Source organism: Filimonas lacunae (assembly GCF_002355595.1).
Lineage (GTDB): Bacteria > Bacteroidota > Bacteroidia > Chitinophagales > Chitinophagaceae > Filimonas > Filimonas lacunae.
The window spans coordinates 3971079-3987843 of the sequence record NZ_AP017422.1 but is presented as its reverse complement, the minus strand read 5'-3'; the positions used below and the strand labels follow the sequence as shown (position 1 = coordinate 3987843).

Annotated in this window: 15 protein-coding genes; 11 read left to right on the top strand and 4 right to left on the bottom strand. The window is 41.8% G+C overall.

Annotated features, from left to right (window positions below; translation table 11 throughout):
* Positions 1-110 precede the first annotated feature (110 nt).
* A complete protein-coding gene (locus tag FLA_RS15730; protein WP_076377680.1) occupies positions 111-1436 on the bottom strand; it encodes an O-acetylhomoserine aminocarboxypropyltransferase/cysteine synthase family protein in 1326 nt (441 codons plus the stop codon).
* A 530-nt stretch (positions 1437-1966) separates the two neighbouring features.
* Between FLA_RS15730 and FLA_RS15725 the strand changes: the two genes are divergently transcribed.
* The 4 genes from FLA_RS15725 to FLA_RS15710 all read left to right on the top strand — a co-directional run bounded on the left by FLA_RS15725 (position 1967) and on the right by FLA_RS15710 (position 6064).
* Positions 1967-3904, top strand: coding sequence for a tetratricopeptide repeat-containing sensor histidine kinase (locus FLA_RS15725; protein WP_159445074.1), 1938 nt, complete (start codon positions 1967-1969; stop codon positions 3902-3904).
* A gap of 45 nt (positions 3905-3949) precedes the next feature.
* Positions 3950-4576 (top strand): response regulator, encoded by a 627-nt coding sequence (locus tag FLA_RS15720; protein ID WP_076377684.1) that lies wholly within the window; start codon positions 3950-3952, stop codon positions 4574-4576.
* A gap of 69 nt (positions 4577-4645) precedes the next feature.
* The gene (locus FLA_RS15715) at positions 4646-5296 is read left to right on the top strand and encodes a hypothetical protein (RefSeq protein WP_076377686.1); all 651 of its coding nucleotides are present in this window, start codon (positions 4646-4648) and stop codon (positions 5294-5296) included.
* Between the two features lie 96 nt (positions 5297-5392).
* Positions 5393-6064 (top strand): hypothetical protein, encoded by a 672-nt coding sequence (locus tag FLA_RS15710; RefSeq protein WP_076377688.1) that lies wholly within the window; start codon positions 5393-5395, stop codon positions 6062-6064.
* Positions 6065-6141: 77 nt separating this feature from the next.
* Here the strand turns inward: FLA_RS15710 and FLA_RS15705 are convergent, their stop codons facing one another.
* The 3 genes from FLA_RS15705 to FLA_RS15695 all read right to left on the bottom strand — a co-directional run bounded on the left by FLA_RS15705 (position 6142) and on the right by FLA_RS15695 (position 8245).
* A complete protein-coding gene (locus FLA_RS15705; protein WP_076377690.1) occupies positions 6142-6939 on the bottom strand; it encodes an SDR family NAD(P)-dependent oxidoreductase in 798 nt (265 codons plus the stop codon).
* A 29-nt stretch (positions 6940-6968) separates the two neighbouring features.
* Positions 6969-7781 (bottom strand): helix-turn-helix domain-containing protein, encoded by an 813-nt coding sequence (locus FLA_RS15700; protein WP_076377692.1) that lies wholly within the window; start codon positions 7779-7781, stop codon positions 6969-6971.
* An 83-nt stretch (positions 7782-7864) separates the two neighbouring features.
* The gene (locus FLA_RS15695) at positions 7865-8245 is read right to left on the bottom strand and encodes a hypothetical protein (protein WP_076377694.1); all 381 of its coding nucleotides are present in this window, start codon (positions 8243-8245) and stop codon (positions 7865-7867) included.
* 165 nt (positions 8246-8410) lie between these two features.
* Between FLA_RS15695 and FLA_RS31200 the strand changes: the two genes are divergently transcribed.
* The 7 genes from FLA_RS31200 (at position 8411) to FLA_RS15660 (ending at position 16643) form a co-directional block, all read left to right on the top strand.
* Entirely contained in the window at positions 8411-8854 is a 444-nt protein-coding gene (locus FLA_RS31200; RefSeq protein ID WP_148666372.1) for a hypothetical protein, read from the top strand.
* A 491-nt stretch (positions 8855-9345) separates the two neighbouring features.
* Positions 9346-9645 carry a hypothetical protein gene (locus tag FLA_RS15685; RefSeq protein WP_076377698.1) on the top strand — a complete coding sequence of 100 codons (300 nt, stop codon included), beginning with the start codon at positions 9346-9348 and terminating at the stop codon, positions 9643-9645.
* Between the two features lie 185 nt (positions 9646-9830).
* Positions 9831-11210, top strand: coding sequence for a DUF6055 domain-containing protein (locus FLA_RS15680; RefSeq protein WP_084206123.1), 1380 nt, complete (start codon positions 9831-9833; stop codon positions 11208-11210).
* A 296-nt stretch (positions 11211-11506) separates the two neighbouring features.
* Positions 11507-11974 carry a hypothetical protein gene (locus FLA_RS15675; protein ID WP_076377700.1) on the top strand — a complete coding sequence of 156 codons (468 nt, stop codon included), beginning with the start codon at positions 11507-11509 and terminating at the stop codon, positions 11972-11974.
* 95 nt (positions 11975-12069) lie between these two features.
* The gene (locus FLA_RS15670) at positions 12070-12957 is read left to right on the top strand and encodes a HEPN domain-containing protein (protein WP_084206124.1); all 888 of its coding nucleotides are present in this window, start codon (positions 12070-12072) and stop codon (positions 12955-12957) included.
* 207 nt (positions 12958-13164) lie between these two features.
* A complete protein-coding gene (locus FLA_RS15665; RefSeq protein WP_076378440.1) occupies positions 13165-14073 on the top strand; it encodes a HamA C-terminal domain-containing protein in 909 nt (302 codons plus the stop codon).
* Positions 14070-16643: a DEAD/DEAH box helicase gene (locus tag FLA_RS15660; protein ID WP_076377702.1), complete on the top strand. Its 2574-nt coding sequence runs from the start codon at positions 14070-14072 to the stop codon at positions 16641-16643. Before FLA_RS15665 ends, FLA_RS15660 begins: the two co-directional genes overlap by 4 nt.
* Positions 16644-16765: the final 122 nt, after the last annotated feature.

Here is a 16765-nt window from a genome sequence, read left to right as displayed (position 1 = left end):
GCAATATTATTAAATCACCTGAACATTGTTTTAAAAGAGAGCGGGAAGAATGGTGTGTAAAAAAGCCCCTCTTTTCAGCATTGGCTGAAAAGAGGGGCTGGGTAAAAAGATTAAGCCACTAACTGGCCTGCAAATACTTTTTCAAAAGCCTGTTCAAAATCGGCTTTGATATCTTCAATGTGTTCTATGCCAACACTTACTCTTACCTGGTTGGGTTTTACACCGGCTGCAACCTGTTCTTCGGCGCTTAACTGCTCGTGTGTGGTAGAGGCGGGATGAATTACCAGTGTTTTAGCATCGCCTACGTTGGCCAGGTGGCTGGCCAGTTTCAGGGAGTCGATTAACTGGCTGGCTTTTTCTTTGCCGCCTTTGATACCAAAGTTTACGATGCCGCCAAAGCCGTTTTTCAGGTATTTGCGGGCAAGGTTATGGTAGGCATTGTTTTCCAGTCCGGGGTAGTCGACAAACTCTACCTGCGGGTGCTGTTGCAGCCAGGTGGCCAGTGTCAGCGCATTATCTACATGGCGTTGCACGCGTAATGATAGGGTTTCCAGGCCTTGTAGCAGCAGGAAGGAGTTGAAGGGACTCAATGCCGGGCCAAAATCGCGCAGACCTTCTACGCGTGTTCTGATGGCAAAGGCGATATTGGGTAAGCCTAATGGATTGCCTTCGCCAAATACTTCCCAGAATTTTAAGCCGTGGTAGCCCTCTGCGGGTTCGGTGAATTGCGGGAATTTGCCGTTGCCCCAGTTGTAATTGCCGCCGTCTACCACTACGCCGCCGATAGTAGTGCCGTGTCCGCCAATCCATTTGGTGGCAGATTCTACCACTATGTTAGCGCCATGCTCCAGCGGGCGAAACAGGTAACCGCCTGCGCCGAAGGTGTTGTCTACCACCAGTGGGAGATCGTAATCTCTAGCCAGCTGGGCTATTTTTTCGAAGTCGGGAATGTTCAATTGTGGATTGCCAATGGTTTCGAGATAGATGGCTTTGGTGTTTTTGTCAATGTGCTTTACAAAGCTGTCCGGATTATCGCCATCGGCAAAGCGGGCTTCTATGCCCAGTCGTTTAAAAGCTACTTTAAACTGGTTGTAGGTGCCGCCATATAAATAAGACGTGCTTACAAAGTTGTCACCTGCCTGTAAAATATTGGTCAATGCCAGAAACTGAGCCGCTTGTCCCGAGCTGGTAGCTACGGCCGCCACACCACCTTCCAGCGCTGCAATGCGTTGCTCAAACACATCGGTGGTGGGGTTCATAATGCGGGTATAGATATTGCCAAATTTGCGCAGTCCGAATAAATCGGCAGCGTGTTCGGCATTGTCGAATCCGTAGGAGGATGTTTGGTAAATAGGTACGGCCCTTGATTTGGTGGTGGGGTCAATTTGTTGACCGGCATGGAGTTGCAAGGTTTCGAAGCGGAGTTGTTTACTCATTGGTAATGTGTTTAAATATGGAATAAATAGATGCAATCGGATTGGATACGGTGGTAACAGGTTTGTTATGGTGTATATATGGTTATTACATACAACACGAATAGCCAGCAAAACGGATGTAAGTATTGTGTGAATGCATGTTTTAGAATATCCTACAAGATATATAGGGTAAATGATGTGCCCAAATATTTTTTCTTATGGAATTGTTAGGATGGGGGCTGTCAGGTGGCAAAACAGGGGTTGCAAAAGTGGGGGGAGGGGTTATTGGTATAATACAGCTTCGCTATGGGGCCGTTTCGTGTTCGGGTTTAAAGCGTTCGGTTTTTAAGGTACTCTTTTCTGTGTTTTCGTTAATTTAGGTTGTAAACGTACGCTATGGCCATATATACAGCGTCTTTTTCAGCGGCTGGTGTAGCATGTGGTGTAATTCTGTAAACTGGCATTCGTGCCCTGGTAGGTATCAGGGCTTTTTTATGTATATTATCTTAAAACATTCAGGAATGTGCAAACTGTACCTGCTTTATAGTGGCATGAGATGCCGAATGCTGTTATCTGCAACAGTGGCAATGCTTTGCGCATCTGTAGCCAGCGGGCAGTTTATGTCGGGGTTAAATAAAGACAGTCTTCGCAACGTGTTGCAAAAAGCACCGGAAGATAGTGCCAAGGTGTTCACGCTTATACTATTGGGTCAGCAATATGAAAGTAACCTGCCTGATTCAGCTATATATTTTTATAAACAGGCAAAGGAGTTGAGTGTGCGTATTCATTATCCTGCGGGAGTGGTCAGGTATATCAATAACTATACAGCCGTGTTGAATGTACAGGGGAAATTTGATGAGTCGTTGCAATTAAACCAGGAAGCAACTGCTTTGTGTAAGCAGTATGGGTTGAAAGAATTGTATATAAAATCTCTGATTAATATAGGAGTGGTATACCAGTATAAGCAGGATTATGAAGCGGCTGCCAGTCATTATTTGAAAAACCTGCCTGCGTTGGAGGAAGCAGGTAATAGCCAGGCATTATCTATGGTGTATGGTAATCTTTGCGGGGTGTACCTGGATATTGGGCAGTACCAGCAGGCGTATGAGTATGCGCAGAAAGAACTGGAAACGGCCACGGGATCGGGTGATTTGTATACCGTGGTAGCGGCCTGTAATAACCTGGCGAACGCTTTGAAAGGAAAAGGCAGGATGGCGGAAGCGATACCTTACCTTGAAAGGGCTTATAACACGGGCCGTAAAATTGAGGATGTGAATGGAATGGAAACGGCTTTGATTAACCTGGGCGACCTGTTTAACAAGATGCATGAGCCAGTGAAGGCTATACGTGCTTTTCAGGCTGCGCTTCCTTTAACCGATTCGCTGGAGGATGTATATGGTAAGTCGTTGGTGTTGCATGGACTTGCGTATAGTTTATATCTTCAAAAGAAGTACCAGCCGGCTTTTGTGCAGGCAGAAACAGCGCTGGCTTTTGCCCGGAAGCATGAGCAGCAGGAAACAGAGCGGCAGCTATTGATGCTGTTGTCTGATGTTGCCATAGCTAAGGGCGACCTTGCCGGGGCTGAGCGGTTTAGGGATGCTTATGATTCGTTAAGCGCTGTGGTGTCGCATGAGGCTTTGATGAAGGATATAAAGGTGATGGAGTCTAAGTATGAGGTAGAGAAAAAACAATCGCATATATTAAAGCAGAACCTTTTGCTGGTGCAGAAAGACAGGCAGGCAGCCCGGCAGCGTTTGTTGTTAGGGGCTTCTGTGGGTGGCATATTGTTGCTGGTGTTGCTGCTGTTTTGGGGAGTGCGGTATTACCGGCAACGGCAGTTATTGCATGCGAATGCGTTACGGGCATTGGAGGTGGAGCAGGAGCGTATGCGTTTGCAGTCGGTGATAGACGGGCAATTGCAGGAAAGGCAACGCATCAGCCAGGAAATGCATGATGATATCAGTTCGGGATTAACCTCCCTGCTTTTTTTATCCCGTTCGGTACAGGGACAGGAATCTGTAGCCAACAGGCTCAGGAGTATTTCGCAGGATTTGGTGCAAAAGATGAATGAGATTATCTGGACGTTGAGTAATGAGCAGGATACTATGGAGAGCCTGGTGGCTTATATGCGCAAGCAACTGGCTGAAATGCTGGATAGTGCAGGTGTGGACTACCGGTTTTTAGTAACGGAGCCATTGCCTGCACTGGCGGTGGGCGAACAGTTGCGGCGTAATGTTTACCTGGTAGCCAAGGAAGCGGTGCATAATATTATTAAGCATTCCGGGGCCAGCAGGGTTGATATTCACATAGAGGTGGGGGAGCGTTTGCATATGACTATAGCGGATAATGGTAAGGGGTTTGGCGGTACGCATGTTTTGGGTAATGGCGTTAGAAATATGCGGCAGCGGATAGCGCAGCTGAATGGCAAGTTTGATATTACGGGTGGCGAGGGAACGGTGGTAGCTATTACGGTGCCGCTGGATGTATAACTTTTGTTATACGGGTGTTATTGTATTCTAAAAGAACTTTACAGGATGGAGTGTATATTGATAAGCATTGTAGAGGATATTACGGAAATCAGGGAGGGGATGCGCTTCCTGGTAAACCAAACGCCGGGATTCCGGTGTGTATCGGTGTACGACAATGCGGAAGATGCGGTGAAGGGCTTACCGGATGATGCGCCGGATATAGTGATTATGGACATTGCCTTGCCGCAGGAAACGGGCATTACCTGTATCAGGAAGTTAAAGGCATTGGGGTTAACCATGCAGTTTATGGTGTTTACGGTGTATGAAGATAGTACGCAGGTGTTTGATGCATTGGCAGCGGGCGCCAGTGGTTATTTGCTAAAGAATACATCGCCGGAGAAGATTATCAGTGCTTTGCGGGAATTGTATGAAGGCGGATCGCCTATGAGCCTTTCCATTGCCCGTAAGGTGGTGGCTTCTTTTCAGCAGCCGGCGGAGAAGAATGAATTGTCGGCCAGGGAGATGGAAGTGCTGGGGTTGCTGGCTAAGGGATTACTATACAAAGAGATTGGGGAAAAGCTTTTTATCAGTACCGGTACTGTGAAGCAGCATATACATCACATTTACGACAAGCTGCATGTACAAAACCGCACAGAAGCTATTAATAAGGTGTTTGGGAAGAAAGGATTATAACCTTTGTTCTATTGCCAGCGGCTTTGAAAGCTGATAGTTTTGGGTATTCAAACACCTCAAAAAAATCATATGAAACACAATCTGCTGATCTGCTTTCTGCTGCTGGTATCTGTGGCCGGCTTTACACAAAACGGAAGAAAAGGATGGTATATAGAGCCGGGTGTGGGCTATGGTTCTTATAAGCTGGATTTATACAATTATAACGGGGGGAGTGGTACGTATGCCGATCAAAAATTTTCGCAGCCTGTAGTGAGTGTGGGATTGGAGCGTAAATCGATACTGGAGAAAAACAGGTTTGTGCTGGATGGCGGTGCCACGCTTACCGGTGGGTTTGGGCTTACTACCAAAAGTAAGGGGGCGGGTAGTGGTAATGCAGGAGATATAAAAGGGGGCTGGTCGTTAGGTATCAGTGCATTGGCTAAGGCAGGATACCTGGCGGGTAGCAAGCCTGGTGCTATTGTGCCGCAGTTGGGGCTGGGGCCTTATTTTATTTCCCTGCAATCTGGTTCGGGCGAAGAGGGGTTTAGTAGTAAAATTTATGGAATACAGGGGATTGCAGGTGTTGAGTTTCATGTGAGTAACATAATGCTTATGCCTAATATCCGGTGGGGAGTTGGTAGCTGGGGCAACTCGGACAGGTTTATAGGTCGCGCAGATAATACACAGAACGGCCAGCCTGCCATGTTTGAGGTGGGGGTGAGTGCGGCTATCCGATTGTAGCGGAGTCTGGTAATAGTGATTGGGCATTATACTGATTATAAGTAAGAAATGCTTAAGGTTTGTGTATATTAGCCCTACCTTAAAAAACAACTTGCTATGCGTTATTCCTTTTTGTGGCTGGCTGTGTTTGCCGCTACTGTTATTGCCTGTAACCCTAATCCCGGAGCAAAATCACCTGCTGATTCTACTATTAATGCTGCTGCGGCAGTAACACCTTATTCTATTGTTCAGGTGGTGGCTAAGTTTACGCCCATGCGGTTTGATACCTTACGGATAGATTCGCCCGATACTGATAGTGCGTCCCGTTTTTGGGGCAGGCATCTGGATAGCCTTGATATGAGTTTTTTACCGGAGGATGTAAGGTGGTTTGAAGGAATAGGGGCTATTGGTCAGTTTAATTTAGATAGCAGTCATATAGGGCTATTAGTAAGAGCGCATGGAGAATACACATACAAGGTGGTGCTTTTGAACTATGATAAAAAGCTGCAACAGATAATAAGTTCTGTGATACTGGCTCAGAATTTTGGAGATGCGGGGTATAGTTCTAATTTAAATTCCTGGCTATTTACTGGCGGAGGATATGTAAAGCAGGCTTTGACAAACCTGGAAGAGTATACCGATAACAGTGTGGAGAATGAGAATGATACTACCACCACTACCAGTTACCAATATGCTTTGCTAAAACTGGAGAAGGAGTTGACTGATACAGCTGCTATGACCCAGGAGGAATTGTATAAAAAATTTGAACATTTATTAAAGCATAAATAGTTTTTACAATTAAACAGATGTCCCAGGTGCTGGTATGGGTAATACGGGCACCCGGGCTGTTTCTTTTGTCTGTTGTTTTAGATGCTGCGTACGGTGCCGCCATCTACGCGCAGCAATGCGCCGCTTACATAATCGGCATAAGCACTGCTGAGGTATAGCACTGCCGCTGCTACCTCTTCCTGCCGGCCAAACCGGTTGGCATCGTTAGGCACCAGGTCTTTTACGGCGTTGCGTTCTATTTCTGCTATATCGGTTCCCCAGCCTTTTTGTGGTGCGGCGTTACGCAGCCATTGTTCTACGCCGGGGTTCATAATGGCACCGGGGGCTACTACGTTAGAAGTGATGCCGGTACCGCTGAGTTGCCTGGCCAGCGATACGCTCATGTTATGACGTGCGGCCAGGCTGGCGTTGTAATGGGGCAGCTCGTTAATGGGTTGTACCCCCAGTCCGCCGCCGATGTTGATTACCCGGCCCCAGCCTTGTTTTTTCATAGTAGGTACTATGCGCTGGATCATGCGCACGTAGGATACTACGTTTACGTTGTACACTTCCAGCCAGTCGGCTGTGCTGGTGTTTGACCAGGAGGTGTGTGCGTAAAAACCGGCATTGTTTACCAGTATGTCTACTGGTCCGGCTGCCAGTGCGGCCTGTGCTACGCTATCTGCCCCTTCGTCTGTTGCCAGATCTCCCAGGGCTATTTCGGCGCTGCCGCCGTTGTCGATAATCTGCTGCATTACGGCTTGTGCGCGTTCTGCATTGCGGCCGTGGATAATGACGTGAATGCCTTCTGCTGCCATCATTATGGCAATAGCTTCGCCAAGGCCGGCGCTGGAACCTGTTACCAGTGCGCGCTTGCCCGCTAAATTGTAATTCATATATCTAATATTTATGGATGAATGCGTTTTTATTGCCCCTGCGAGGGCGCTTTACCAAATGCTTTTTTATAGGCGAAAGAAAAATGTGACAGATCTTCAAAACCCAGATCAAGATAGATTTCAGATGCCATTCTACCTTTTTGTGCTATGAGGTAATTGGCTTCTTCCAGCCGCCTTTGGGTAAGCCAGCGGCCGGCGGTGGTATGGAACAGCTTTTGAAAATCTCTTTTAAAGGTAGACAGGCTTCTGCCAGTGAGAAAGGCCATACGGTCCAGTCCCACATTGTAGCGATAGTGCGTACTCATAAAGGCTACCAGGTCAATTTTACCCGGATCGTCAAAGTTGAACAACGCCTGTTTTAATGCCGGATTGTTTTGCAGCAGCAGTAACACCAGTTCTTTGGTTTTCAACGACACCAGCGCCTGGTTATACACCCCGGATGCATTGCAGTAAGGGGCGATGCTGTTTGCATAGCTTTCCAGCCAGCTGTCGGGCTTTAGCAACTCTACGTCTTTACCTGTATAAGGGGTGTTTACAGTATCGGCATATAAGGGCGTCATTTCCCTGAGCGTGTTTTCATCTATATGTACTGCAATAGATTGAAAGCCTTGCTGACCGGGACGCTTTACGTATTTGGTCAACTGGTTGCGTTTGAAAAAACGATAGTCGCCCGCTTTAAACAGGTAGGTTTGATTGCCCGACCATATTTCTTGCGTGCCGGAGAGGATATAGCTAAAAATGTGATCGGTTACAAAAGCTTCGCCTTCCCGGAAGTTGTTGCCATAGTTGTTGGCAATAATTTGTGGGTGTTGAAGTTTGATGGTATTGTCGCCGGTTTCCATTGTTTTGTGTTTGTTACACAAAGGTGCGACGGAATGCGGTTAGGGTGGTTTGTTTAGCAGTTCAATCTGGTTTGTTGAAAAGGTCAGGGAGTAATCAGGCGCACTTTCCTGTCAATAAAGTCTGTTTTAAATCCGTTTAGGTGTAACAAGTGGGATAAACGGAGTTGGTAGTCGTACCAGCCGGTACCATCATAATGGTCTTCCTTGTCTATATCATTTAATATTGCCAGAATTTCAATAACGTCTGATTGCGTGAGCGTTTGTTTATTTTCTATAATGGTGTTGATTGTTTTAGATACTTCATATTCTGGCTTAAATAGTATATGGGTTTGTATATTTCTTTCAAAATAGGCGTTGCATTGTTTTAAACTGTCAATTGTATTGGACTTGAGTGTTGCTGGATCGGATTTCTGTTTTGCAGAAACTGTAACTTCTTTTTTGAATAGTTTTTTCCAAAAGTTCATGCTATAAATACAACTTTTTTTAATAGGAGAGAAGCAGGCTGCAAATTAGATTTTCATGTGGGAAAACTGCAATCTGGTTTGTGAGAAAGGCCTTTTTTAAGCATAAAACAGGATAAAAGGATGTATTATAAATAATCGTGTCGTGTTTTAAAGGCTTTTTTTACTGTGGGGATCATCCCCACAGTAGCTAGACTCATCGCCATAGTAGTGGGGATGAGCCCCACAGTAGCTAGACTCATCGCCATAGTAGTGGGGATGAGCCCCACAGTAGCTAGACTCATCGCCATAGTAGTGGGGATGAGCCCCACAGTAGCCAGACTCATCGCCATAGTAGTGGGGATGAGCCCCACAGTAGCCAGACTCATCGCCATAGTAGTGGGGGTGATCCCCACAGTAGCCAGATTCATCGCCATAGTAGTGGGGATGATCCCCACAGTAGCCAGACTCATCACCATAGTAGTGGGGATGAGACACACGGTAGCCAGGCTCATCCCCATAGCAGTGGGGATGAATCCCACGGTAGCTAAACTCATCGCCATAGTAGTAGGTAAGCGTTTTGCGGCTGTAAAACTTACCCCTATAGTAGTAGGAAACTCCTCACTACAGTAAAGTTCCTCACCATAGTAGTAGGGATGAGTTTTACTGCTGTAAAACTTGCTGCTATAGTAGTGGGGACGCTTCTTACTACTGTAAAACTCTTCACTATAGTAGCAGGGGTGAGTTTAGCTACTGCCAGTGCATCGCTATAGCTGTGGTGACAACTTCCATAGCTGTAAAACTGTTCACTATAGCTTTAAGGATGATGTCTAGAGCTGTAAAAGTTGCCGCTACAGTTAGTGAATGGCTCTGTTTAGTAAACTGTGTCAGAAAAATTATACATATGATTGTTCAATGGTAATACTTGCTGAATGCCGCGTGTGCTATATTGTAGATAAGATAATGTTTATATAACGCTATTGGTAGAAGCTGTGTGAAAGGATGATTTTAATTGGGTGTATAGGAACGGGATATTATTTTCGTAGTCATTGATAAGGGTTTTTGGATAGATGAAATATCGGCAGAGACATATTGGGTTCTTACATCGATAATCATTTTTATCCATGAAACAAACAAAACAAAATGTAGAGAAGCAGGCAGCAGAAAATACTGCCAACGGAGTGCAATGTGTGCCAGTTTATAACTGGTATGGATCGTTTAAGTGTTTTGACACAGTGTATCCCTGTTTGTGTGAGTTAGATTTAGTGCACCAGCATCTAAGAAGTTTGAACAAGATAACCGCGGTTTGGTGCCGGAAGCATACCATAGACCTGGCTATATTGCATGCCAAATGGGAATATGCCTGCCTGCTGTACTGGCATCAGCAAACGCGCAGACGTACAAGATTTTTAAGGGAAAAGTAGCTACTGCTAAATAGCTTTTTTACAGCGCATGTTGTTGCGCGAACGTTGCCTGAATAGAAGCTTATTTATTCTCATTTTAACCAGTTATACTTATATATTATCCGGGCGTATATTTCCTCTGAATACACTCTTACATTGCGGTGTATTGACTAGTGTACACTTTCATTCATCCCAAAACAGTATTCATGTATCGGTTTATTTCAGTAGCGCGTTTATCGTTGTTTCTGATTCCTTTGATCTCCTTTCAGGCTGTTGCACAAACTGAGGTGGCTGCATTTAACAGTCATTCTTACGTTGGTAAAAAGCTGGTATATATACCCGCTACGGTATGGCTAGTACCAGATAGTAATGACTATGCCAATAACGAAAGCGCATTCAGTTATACCAGAATGGCTGAGTCGGATAATATAGTACTATTCTGGGCAAAGGAGTTTGGTAATGATCCGATGCAAAACCCAGACACTGTTAAACGTTTTAACCCAGCAGATGCATTAAAAGAGTGTGAACGATTTTATCGCTTTTATGTAAATAATTTACATTTTTTGGTAAAGGGTAAATCGGTGAGCGACAAATACAAAATACTGATTTATATTATCGATAGCAAAGATGCTACCGCATTTGGCGGCGGGGCAGAGGATAAGGTGGGTATATTGTGGACACCTCCTGCCAGAATTAATAAAGCCCCTTATGGTGCACTGGCGCATGAGATGGGACATTGTTTTCAATATTTAACGCATGCAGATGGCGCATGGGGCTTTACCAGTTCGCCGGAAGGTAGCAGGGGACAGTCTATTTTTGAAATGACTTCTCAATACATGTTGTGGCAGGTATATCCTGGATGGATGACTTTTGAAAACTATCACCTGAAAAGTTTTCTCAAACAAACACACTATGCCTTTTTGCATGAGGAAAATCAATATCATTCTCCTTATGTGTTAGAATACTGGTCGCAGAAGCATGGGGTTGATTTTATGGGAAAGCTGTGGCGGGAAGCAAAAGCAGGAGAAGATGCGGTGATGGCTTACAAAAGAATAACAGGAATTAGTCAGCAGGCTTTTAATGAGGAAATATTTGATGCGGCACGGCGGTTTATTACCTGGGATATGAAGCGTATTAAAAAAGTAGCAGCTCGCTATGCCAATGAACATGTGAGCAAACTGGATTCCATAGGAAACGGCTGGTACCGGATAGCTGACAATAATTGTCCGCAAAACTATGGGTACAATGGTATTGCTTTACAAGTGCCTGCGGCAGGAACTAACGTGACACTTCAATTTAAAGGCATTGCGGGAGGGGAAGGGTTCAGGGCCATACATGTTGATAAAGCTGGCTGGCGGTATGGTTTTTTAGCCGTGCAGGAAAGTGGTAACTGTGTATATGGTAAAGTGTATTCAGATGCTGATAGCACTGTTACGTTTACATTACCAGCGCATACACGCCATTTGTGGTTAGTGGTAAGTGGTGCGCCAACAGAGCATTGGGAGCATATTGCAGATGGGAAGAAAGAGAATGATGAACAATGGCCTTATCAGATTAAGTTGTCTGGAACAACTTTACTCCGTTAGCGTTTAGACAAAGCTGTCATTCCTCTCCAATTCGTGACCGTTGTTACCTGGATTTAGGCCTGTTACATGTGGCGATGAAATTTTTTTTTTACGGCTTGTGTTGTTGTGTGAACGTTGCATAAATAAAGGGTTATATAAAATAATTTATACATGATATCGCCTTACGTGTTGCGTAAGGCGTTAATTTTAATTGGAAGGAGATAGGCTGTTTGCTATTTTCGTAAGGATTGGTTTCAAGTGACTATTTTAATTGTAAAGGGCATATTGGGTTCTTATAACGATTTAAAATATTTACTATGAAACAAGCAAGCCAAAAAGAAAACAAGCGATTTGCTAAAATGACTGTTGTAGAAGAGCCGCCAGTGCCCAAACACAAATGGGCTGTTGACGATTACGCCCCCACGCCTACCAGACTTTTTTTAATTCCCTGGCCGTTTTTGTATGTATGCAAGCTGGCGGGTGTAACACCTCATAGCGTACTGCACCGGTTTATGATAGATGTAAGCGGCGATACCATCGACAGAAGCATTAACCCGGCTGTTAGAGAAAAGGCAATCGCCTACTTTATGGAACGTGGCTATGGCCAGCAATTTTACAAAGAAGAAGATATGCGCCAGATATTGGCAGAGCTGGACACGCTGGGTGGCTTATGGCCACAAACCAACAGCGATAAACTGATTGATATGCACGCCACCTGGCGCACCAAATACCTAAAGCACTGGTTTAAAAAGTGGTACAACAAAGTGCGGCGAAAAGACCTCTAACTGCATAAAAGGCCGTTTCGTTGCCCTAAAAACGGCCTTTTATCCTCAAAACTCACCGGTTTTTTCCATTTTGAACCATTTAATCTAGCAAACAAATGATAGATTTACCTACTAAACAGGCATTGATGAACACCTCTTTAGCCCATTTACCGGCCTATAAACAGGAACAGTTACAAAAGATTGCGAGCATAATTGTTGAAACCGTACAACCCGAAATGGTAATACTGTTTGGCAGCCACGCCACCGGCCGCTGGGTAGAACATAAATATGTAGAAGACGGTATCATTTACGAATACATCAGCGATTACGACATACTGGTAATAACCAAAAGCGGCGAAAACCGTAAAGACTACGAAATACAAGACGTAATAGAAAACCGCTGCCGCTACCATACACCGGTAACCACCATTGTACATGATATAGATTTTGTGAACAGGATGCTAAGCGAAGGGCAATACTTTTTTGCGGATATAGAGAAGGAGGGTATTCTGCTGTATGATAGCGGGAATGTAGCGCTTGCCGAACGGAAGCCGTTAAGCCCGGCGGAAGCGAAGGAGATTGCGCAGGATTATTATGATCAGTGGTTTTTGAGTGGGGTGGAATTTTTAGCGTTTGCACGGTTTGGTTTGCAAAGAGGTGCTTTGAAAGAAGGTGTGTTTAGTTTGCATCAAGCTGTAGAAAGGACTTATAATGCTGTTGTGCTGGTGTTTACTGGTTACAAGCCTAAAACGCATAATCTGGATAAGTTGAAACGATACACTAAGGCATATTCTGAGGAGTTGGCTGGTGTTTTTCCTGAGAATACAAAGGCGGAGGAGCATTTGTTTGATTTATTGAAGCGGGCTTACATAGATGCGAGGTATAAGAAGGATTATCGTATTAGTGCAGAGGAGCTTGGTGTGTTGATTGAGCGGGTGCAGAAGTTGCAGGATATTGCGGGGCCTTTGTGTGTGGAAAAGATTGCTTCTATTTTAATTTTATAGGTGTGTTTTCGTGTTGTTATGTTTGGGACAGGTGATAAGGAAACTTAACCTAATAAGATGGATTGATTTTTTATTTTATTGCTTTCATGGGATTAGACATTATAAACGTATGCTATTGCCATAGATGATACAAGTATTTTAGCTGTATATGTGGTTGGCGGGATAGTAAGTTTACTTCACAATATTAAAAAAAGAGCGGGAGGACTTATGGAGCTGAAATCTACTATGAGTGATTCTTTTTTAGAACTTTTCTACAAAGAGATTGAATGTGGTATTTCTGAAACGTATTCAAAACTAAATCTTCATATTTTAAAGATCGAAAACAATCAGTTTTGTTATCCAGAGTTAATTCGACATCTACAAAATCATTTCATATCATTTGCTTTATCACGAAAAGAAAAACAAGAGTTCTTGAAAGATGAAAGATATGGTGAAATGTTCGCAGCAGCAGCGAGTAAATTTCGTGATTATAATGTAAATGAAGGTGAAGCGGGGGAATTGCTACTGTTCTGTTTTCTAGAGGCTCATTTGAAAGCTCCTAAAATTCTAACAAAGTTAGAAATAAAACTGTCTTCAAATGATTATGCGAAAGGTTCTGATGGAATCCATTTACTAAAGGTTGCGGAAAAAGAGTATCAGCTAGTTTTTGGAGAATCAAAACTTGATCAAAAGCTTACGACTTCAATTACAAATGCTTTTAAATCAATTCATGAGTTTATAAGCAGAGACAGAAATAGTATTAGTGATGAAATAGGTCTTCTGAATTCACAACTTTGCAAAGAGGTGTTTGATGAAGACTCATATCAGTTTGTAAAGTCTATAGTAATGCCTAAAGCAAATGTAGATAACCCCATTGTAAAAAATAACGCATTTGCGATTTTTGCAGGTTTTGAAGTCGCTCCAACTATTGATGAGAAAAAAATGACTAATTCTGATTTTTTAAAAGAGATAAAGACGAAGATTAAAAAAGAAGTTGAAGCTAAGATGAGCCATATTAAAAGTAAAATAGAGGAATATGATTTGCATGGTTATACTTTTTATGTGTATACCTTCCCTTTTATGAAATTAGATGAAACTAGAAAGAATATTATAAAGAAATTAATTCGAGCTGAATGATTGAAAGATTAGCGGCAGATGTTTTACAGGATACATATTTTAATGATTTGTATAATAAGGCGGCGAAAATGTTTGCCAAAAAAATGTTTATATCTGTTAATAATGAGTTTTTTTGGGTTGAGAAAGAAGTAAGAGATCTTCTTCGTTTTGCTGATATTTTATCAAACTCTTCAAAAGTAGAATCTAGAAATAAGGCTTATCAAATAATAACTTTGTTAAATAAAGATTTTAATAAAGATCCTTATTATCGAACCTTTGCTCATTCTGTTTTAGCCAAATTGGGGAATTTTCCTGGAATTGAATATCTGCGAAATGAAGATGGCAACAACTCAGAGTTGCCGCTTGAAAGAGATATCGAGAAAAAAACAAAGGAGTTTAGGCAGGCTGTTCCTGGAAGCAGAGATCTGATTTTTACAGATTCTCAATTTGAGCTTTACACAAAAATTACTAGTTCAAAGCACTTTAGTTTTTCTGGCCCAACTTCAATGGGGAAGTCTTTTATCATTAAGTCTTTTATCAGGCGAGTTGTTGCAAATGTACCGGCAGAAAATATTGTAATAATGGTTCCTACAAGGGCTTTAATTAATCAGTTTTCAATTGACTTAAATAGAGAATTGAAAGAAGTTTTAGACTCTTATAATTATTCGGTTGTAACTAATAGTAATGTGTCTGAAATGGACATTGAAAGTATACAACGTTATGTTTTTGTGTTGACGCCAGAACGTCTATTGAGTTATTTGTCTCAAAAAGGTAATCCATCCTTTGGGTATTTATTTATTGATGAAGCACATAAGTTAGCCGCAGAAAATGATGCCAGGTCGATTACTGCTTATTCTGCAATATCAAAGTCATTAAAACAGAATAGAAACGTAAGCCTTTATTTTGCATCACCCAATGTTTCAAATCCTGAGGTTTTTTTAAGACTATTTAAAAAGGATGAAAAATTAAATTATAAAACTCAAGAAGCTCCCGTATCTCAAAATCTTTTTTTTATAGATCTTACTAGTAGAAAAGTCGTTCATTATTTGGAGTCTGAGAGTTATGAATTTGAGCCTGATATTTTGAACGGTGAAAGTTCTACTTATGATGTTTTGTCTGTTTTGGGTAAGAATACTAGTAATCTAGTGTATTGTAGTTCGAAGAATGAAGCTATTGATAAGGCTGAGAAAATGGCTGGTTGCTTAAAAGATATAAAAGTTTCAAACAATGTGAGAAAAGTTATTCGTCAAATTAAGGGGTATATTCATAATGATTATTATTTGGCGGAATTTCTTAATAAGAGTGTTGCTTATCATTTCGGGAATTTGCCACAGATTATAAGAAATAAGATTGAAGCTTTGTTTAAAGAGAGAGAGATTAGCTATATCTTTTGTACTTCAACTCTTTTAGAAGGGGTTAATATGCCAGCCAAAAATGTGTTCATACTTAATAATATGAATGGGAGAACTCCTTTTCAGCCAATAGATTTTTGGAATCTTGCTGGTAGAGCAGGCAGGCTGAGGTATGAATTATCTGGTAATATAATTTGTTTAAAGGAAAGTGATAGGGTTTGGAAGAAGTCTGAAGAGTTATTAATGAAAAAAGCCGATATACTATTAAATCCATCTATCGACAGCCATATTGATAGTAAACTTAAATTAATCGAACAGATATTGAATGAAGATCCTAAAGTGAAGTACAAGAATGAGACTTTGAAGGAGATTCTTAAATATATATCTAATATAATTAGTATTGATACCTTAGAAATTGAAAGGTCAAATTATAGAAGTGAGATAATTACAAAGCTGATTCAAGATAATAAAGAGCTCATTATTGAATTGGCTAAGAAGAAAAATGGGAAAATAGAAGTGCCTTCTTCGGTTCTTAGTACAAATAATTCGATAAAGCTAAAAATTCAAAATGAAATTTATATTTGGTTGCAAAATCGAAAAGATAATCCTGCATCTATTAGACTTCCTAGTAGAGTTGATTATGAAACGTGTAAGGAGTGGCTTAATAGGCTTTTTGTTTTGTTTAAATGGCAAAATGAGGAAAAGAGTTTTAAATCGAAGAGTCAGCTTGATTATTATGCTCTATTAATGAATCAATGGATAAATGGTCTTCCTTTAAATCAAATTATAAATCAGTCTATAGCATACTATAGTAATACCAATAGACAGATATCTACTGGGTATGATAAAAGCGGATTGAAATTTGAATATTTTGATGGGAGTAAACAGCATGTTAATATTCTAATCGGAAATATTATTGAAGATGTTGAACATGTTCTTCGTTTTCTCTTAGAAAAGTATTTCAATAGTTATTATGTAATGCTAGTTGAAATTTTGGGGGAGGATAACGCAGGTGCCAATTGGGCTACTTTTCTTGAGTATGGCACTCAAAAGCCTATCGTTATAGCTTTACAGAATTATGGTCTATCAAGACACTCTGCTGATTTTATTTTTAAAAACTTTAAGAGTTGTTTGAAAATAGAAGGGGATAAGTTGGTTGAAATCGATAGGACGCGGCTTCGAATTTTATTAGATAAAGATGCTATTGAGTATGATGAAATTAATTCGATTTTATTTTAAATTGAATATGTTGGAGAAGTAGTAGATTCATTGTTTCTTTTCGTAAATGTCCTGTAGTGTTTAAAATGACATATGCATTAAAAAACTGTTTCTTGCTTTTAATATAAGGAATGTCTGTTATG

Coding starts and splice junctions, on each gene's coding strand:
- FLA_RS15700 (WP_076377692.1), bottom strand. CDS start 7,781: ATGGAAACCGGCGACAATACCATCAAACTTCAACACCCACAAATTATT.
- FLA_RS15715 (WP_076377686.1), top strand. CDS start 4,646: ATGAAACACAATCTGCTGATCTGCTTTCTGCTGCTGGTATCTGTGGCC.
- FLA_RS15695 (WP_076377694.1), bottom strand. CDS start 8,245: ATGAACTTTTGGAAAAAACTATTCAAAAAAGAAGTTACAGTTTCTGCA.
- FLA_RS15660 (WP_076377702.1), top strand. CDS start 14,070: ATGATTGAAAGATTAGCGGCAGATGTTTTACAGGATACATATTTTAAT.
- FLA_RS15665 (WP_076378440.1), top strand. CDS start 13,165: ATGGAGCTGAAATCTACTATGAGTGATTCTTTTTTAGAACTTTTCTAC.
- FLA_RS15720 (WP_076377684.1), top strand. CDS start 3,950: ATGGAGTGTATATTGATAAGCATTGTAGAGGATATTACGGAAATCAGG.
- FLA_RS15725 (WP_159445074.1), top strand. CDS start 1,967: ATGAGATGCCGAATGCTGTTATCTGCAACAGTGGCAATGCTTTGCGCA.
- FLA_RS15730 (WP_076377680.1), bottom strand. CDS start 1,436: ATGAGTAAACAACTCCGCTTCGAAACCTTGCAACTCCATGCCGGTCAA.
- FLA_RS15680 (WP_084206123.1), top strand. CDS start 9,831: ATGTATCGGTTTATTTCAGTAGCGCGTTTATCGTTGTTTCTGATTCCT.
- FLA_RS15685 (WP_076377698.1), top strand. CDS start 9,346: ATGAAACAAACAAAACAAAATGTAGAGAAGCAGGCAGCAGAAAATACT.
- FLA_RS15670 (WP_084206124.1), top strand. CDS start 12,070: ATGATAGATTTACCTACTAAACAGGCATTGATGAACACCTCTTTAGCC.
- FLA_RS15710 (WP_076377688.1), top strand. CDS start 5,393: ATGCGTTATTCCTTTTTGTGGCTGGCTGTGTTTGCCGCTACTGTTATT.
- FLA_RS15705 (WP_076377690.1), bottom strand. CDS start 6,939: ATGAATTACAATTTAGCGGGCAAGCGCGCACTGGTAACAGGTTCCAGC.
- FLA_RS15675 (WP_076377700.1), top strand. CDS start 11,507: ATGAAACAAGCAAGCCAAAAAGAAAACAAGCGATTTGCTAAAATGACT.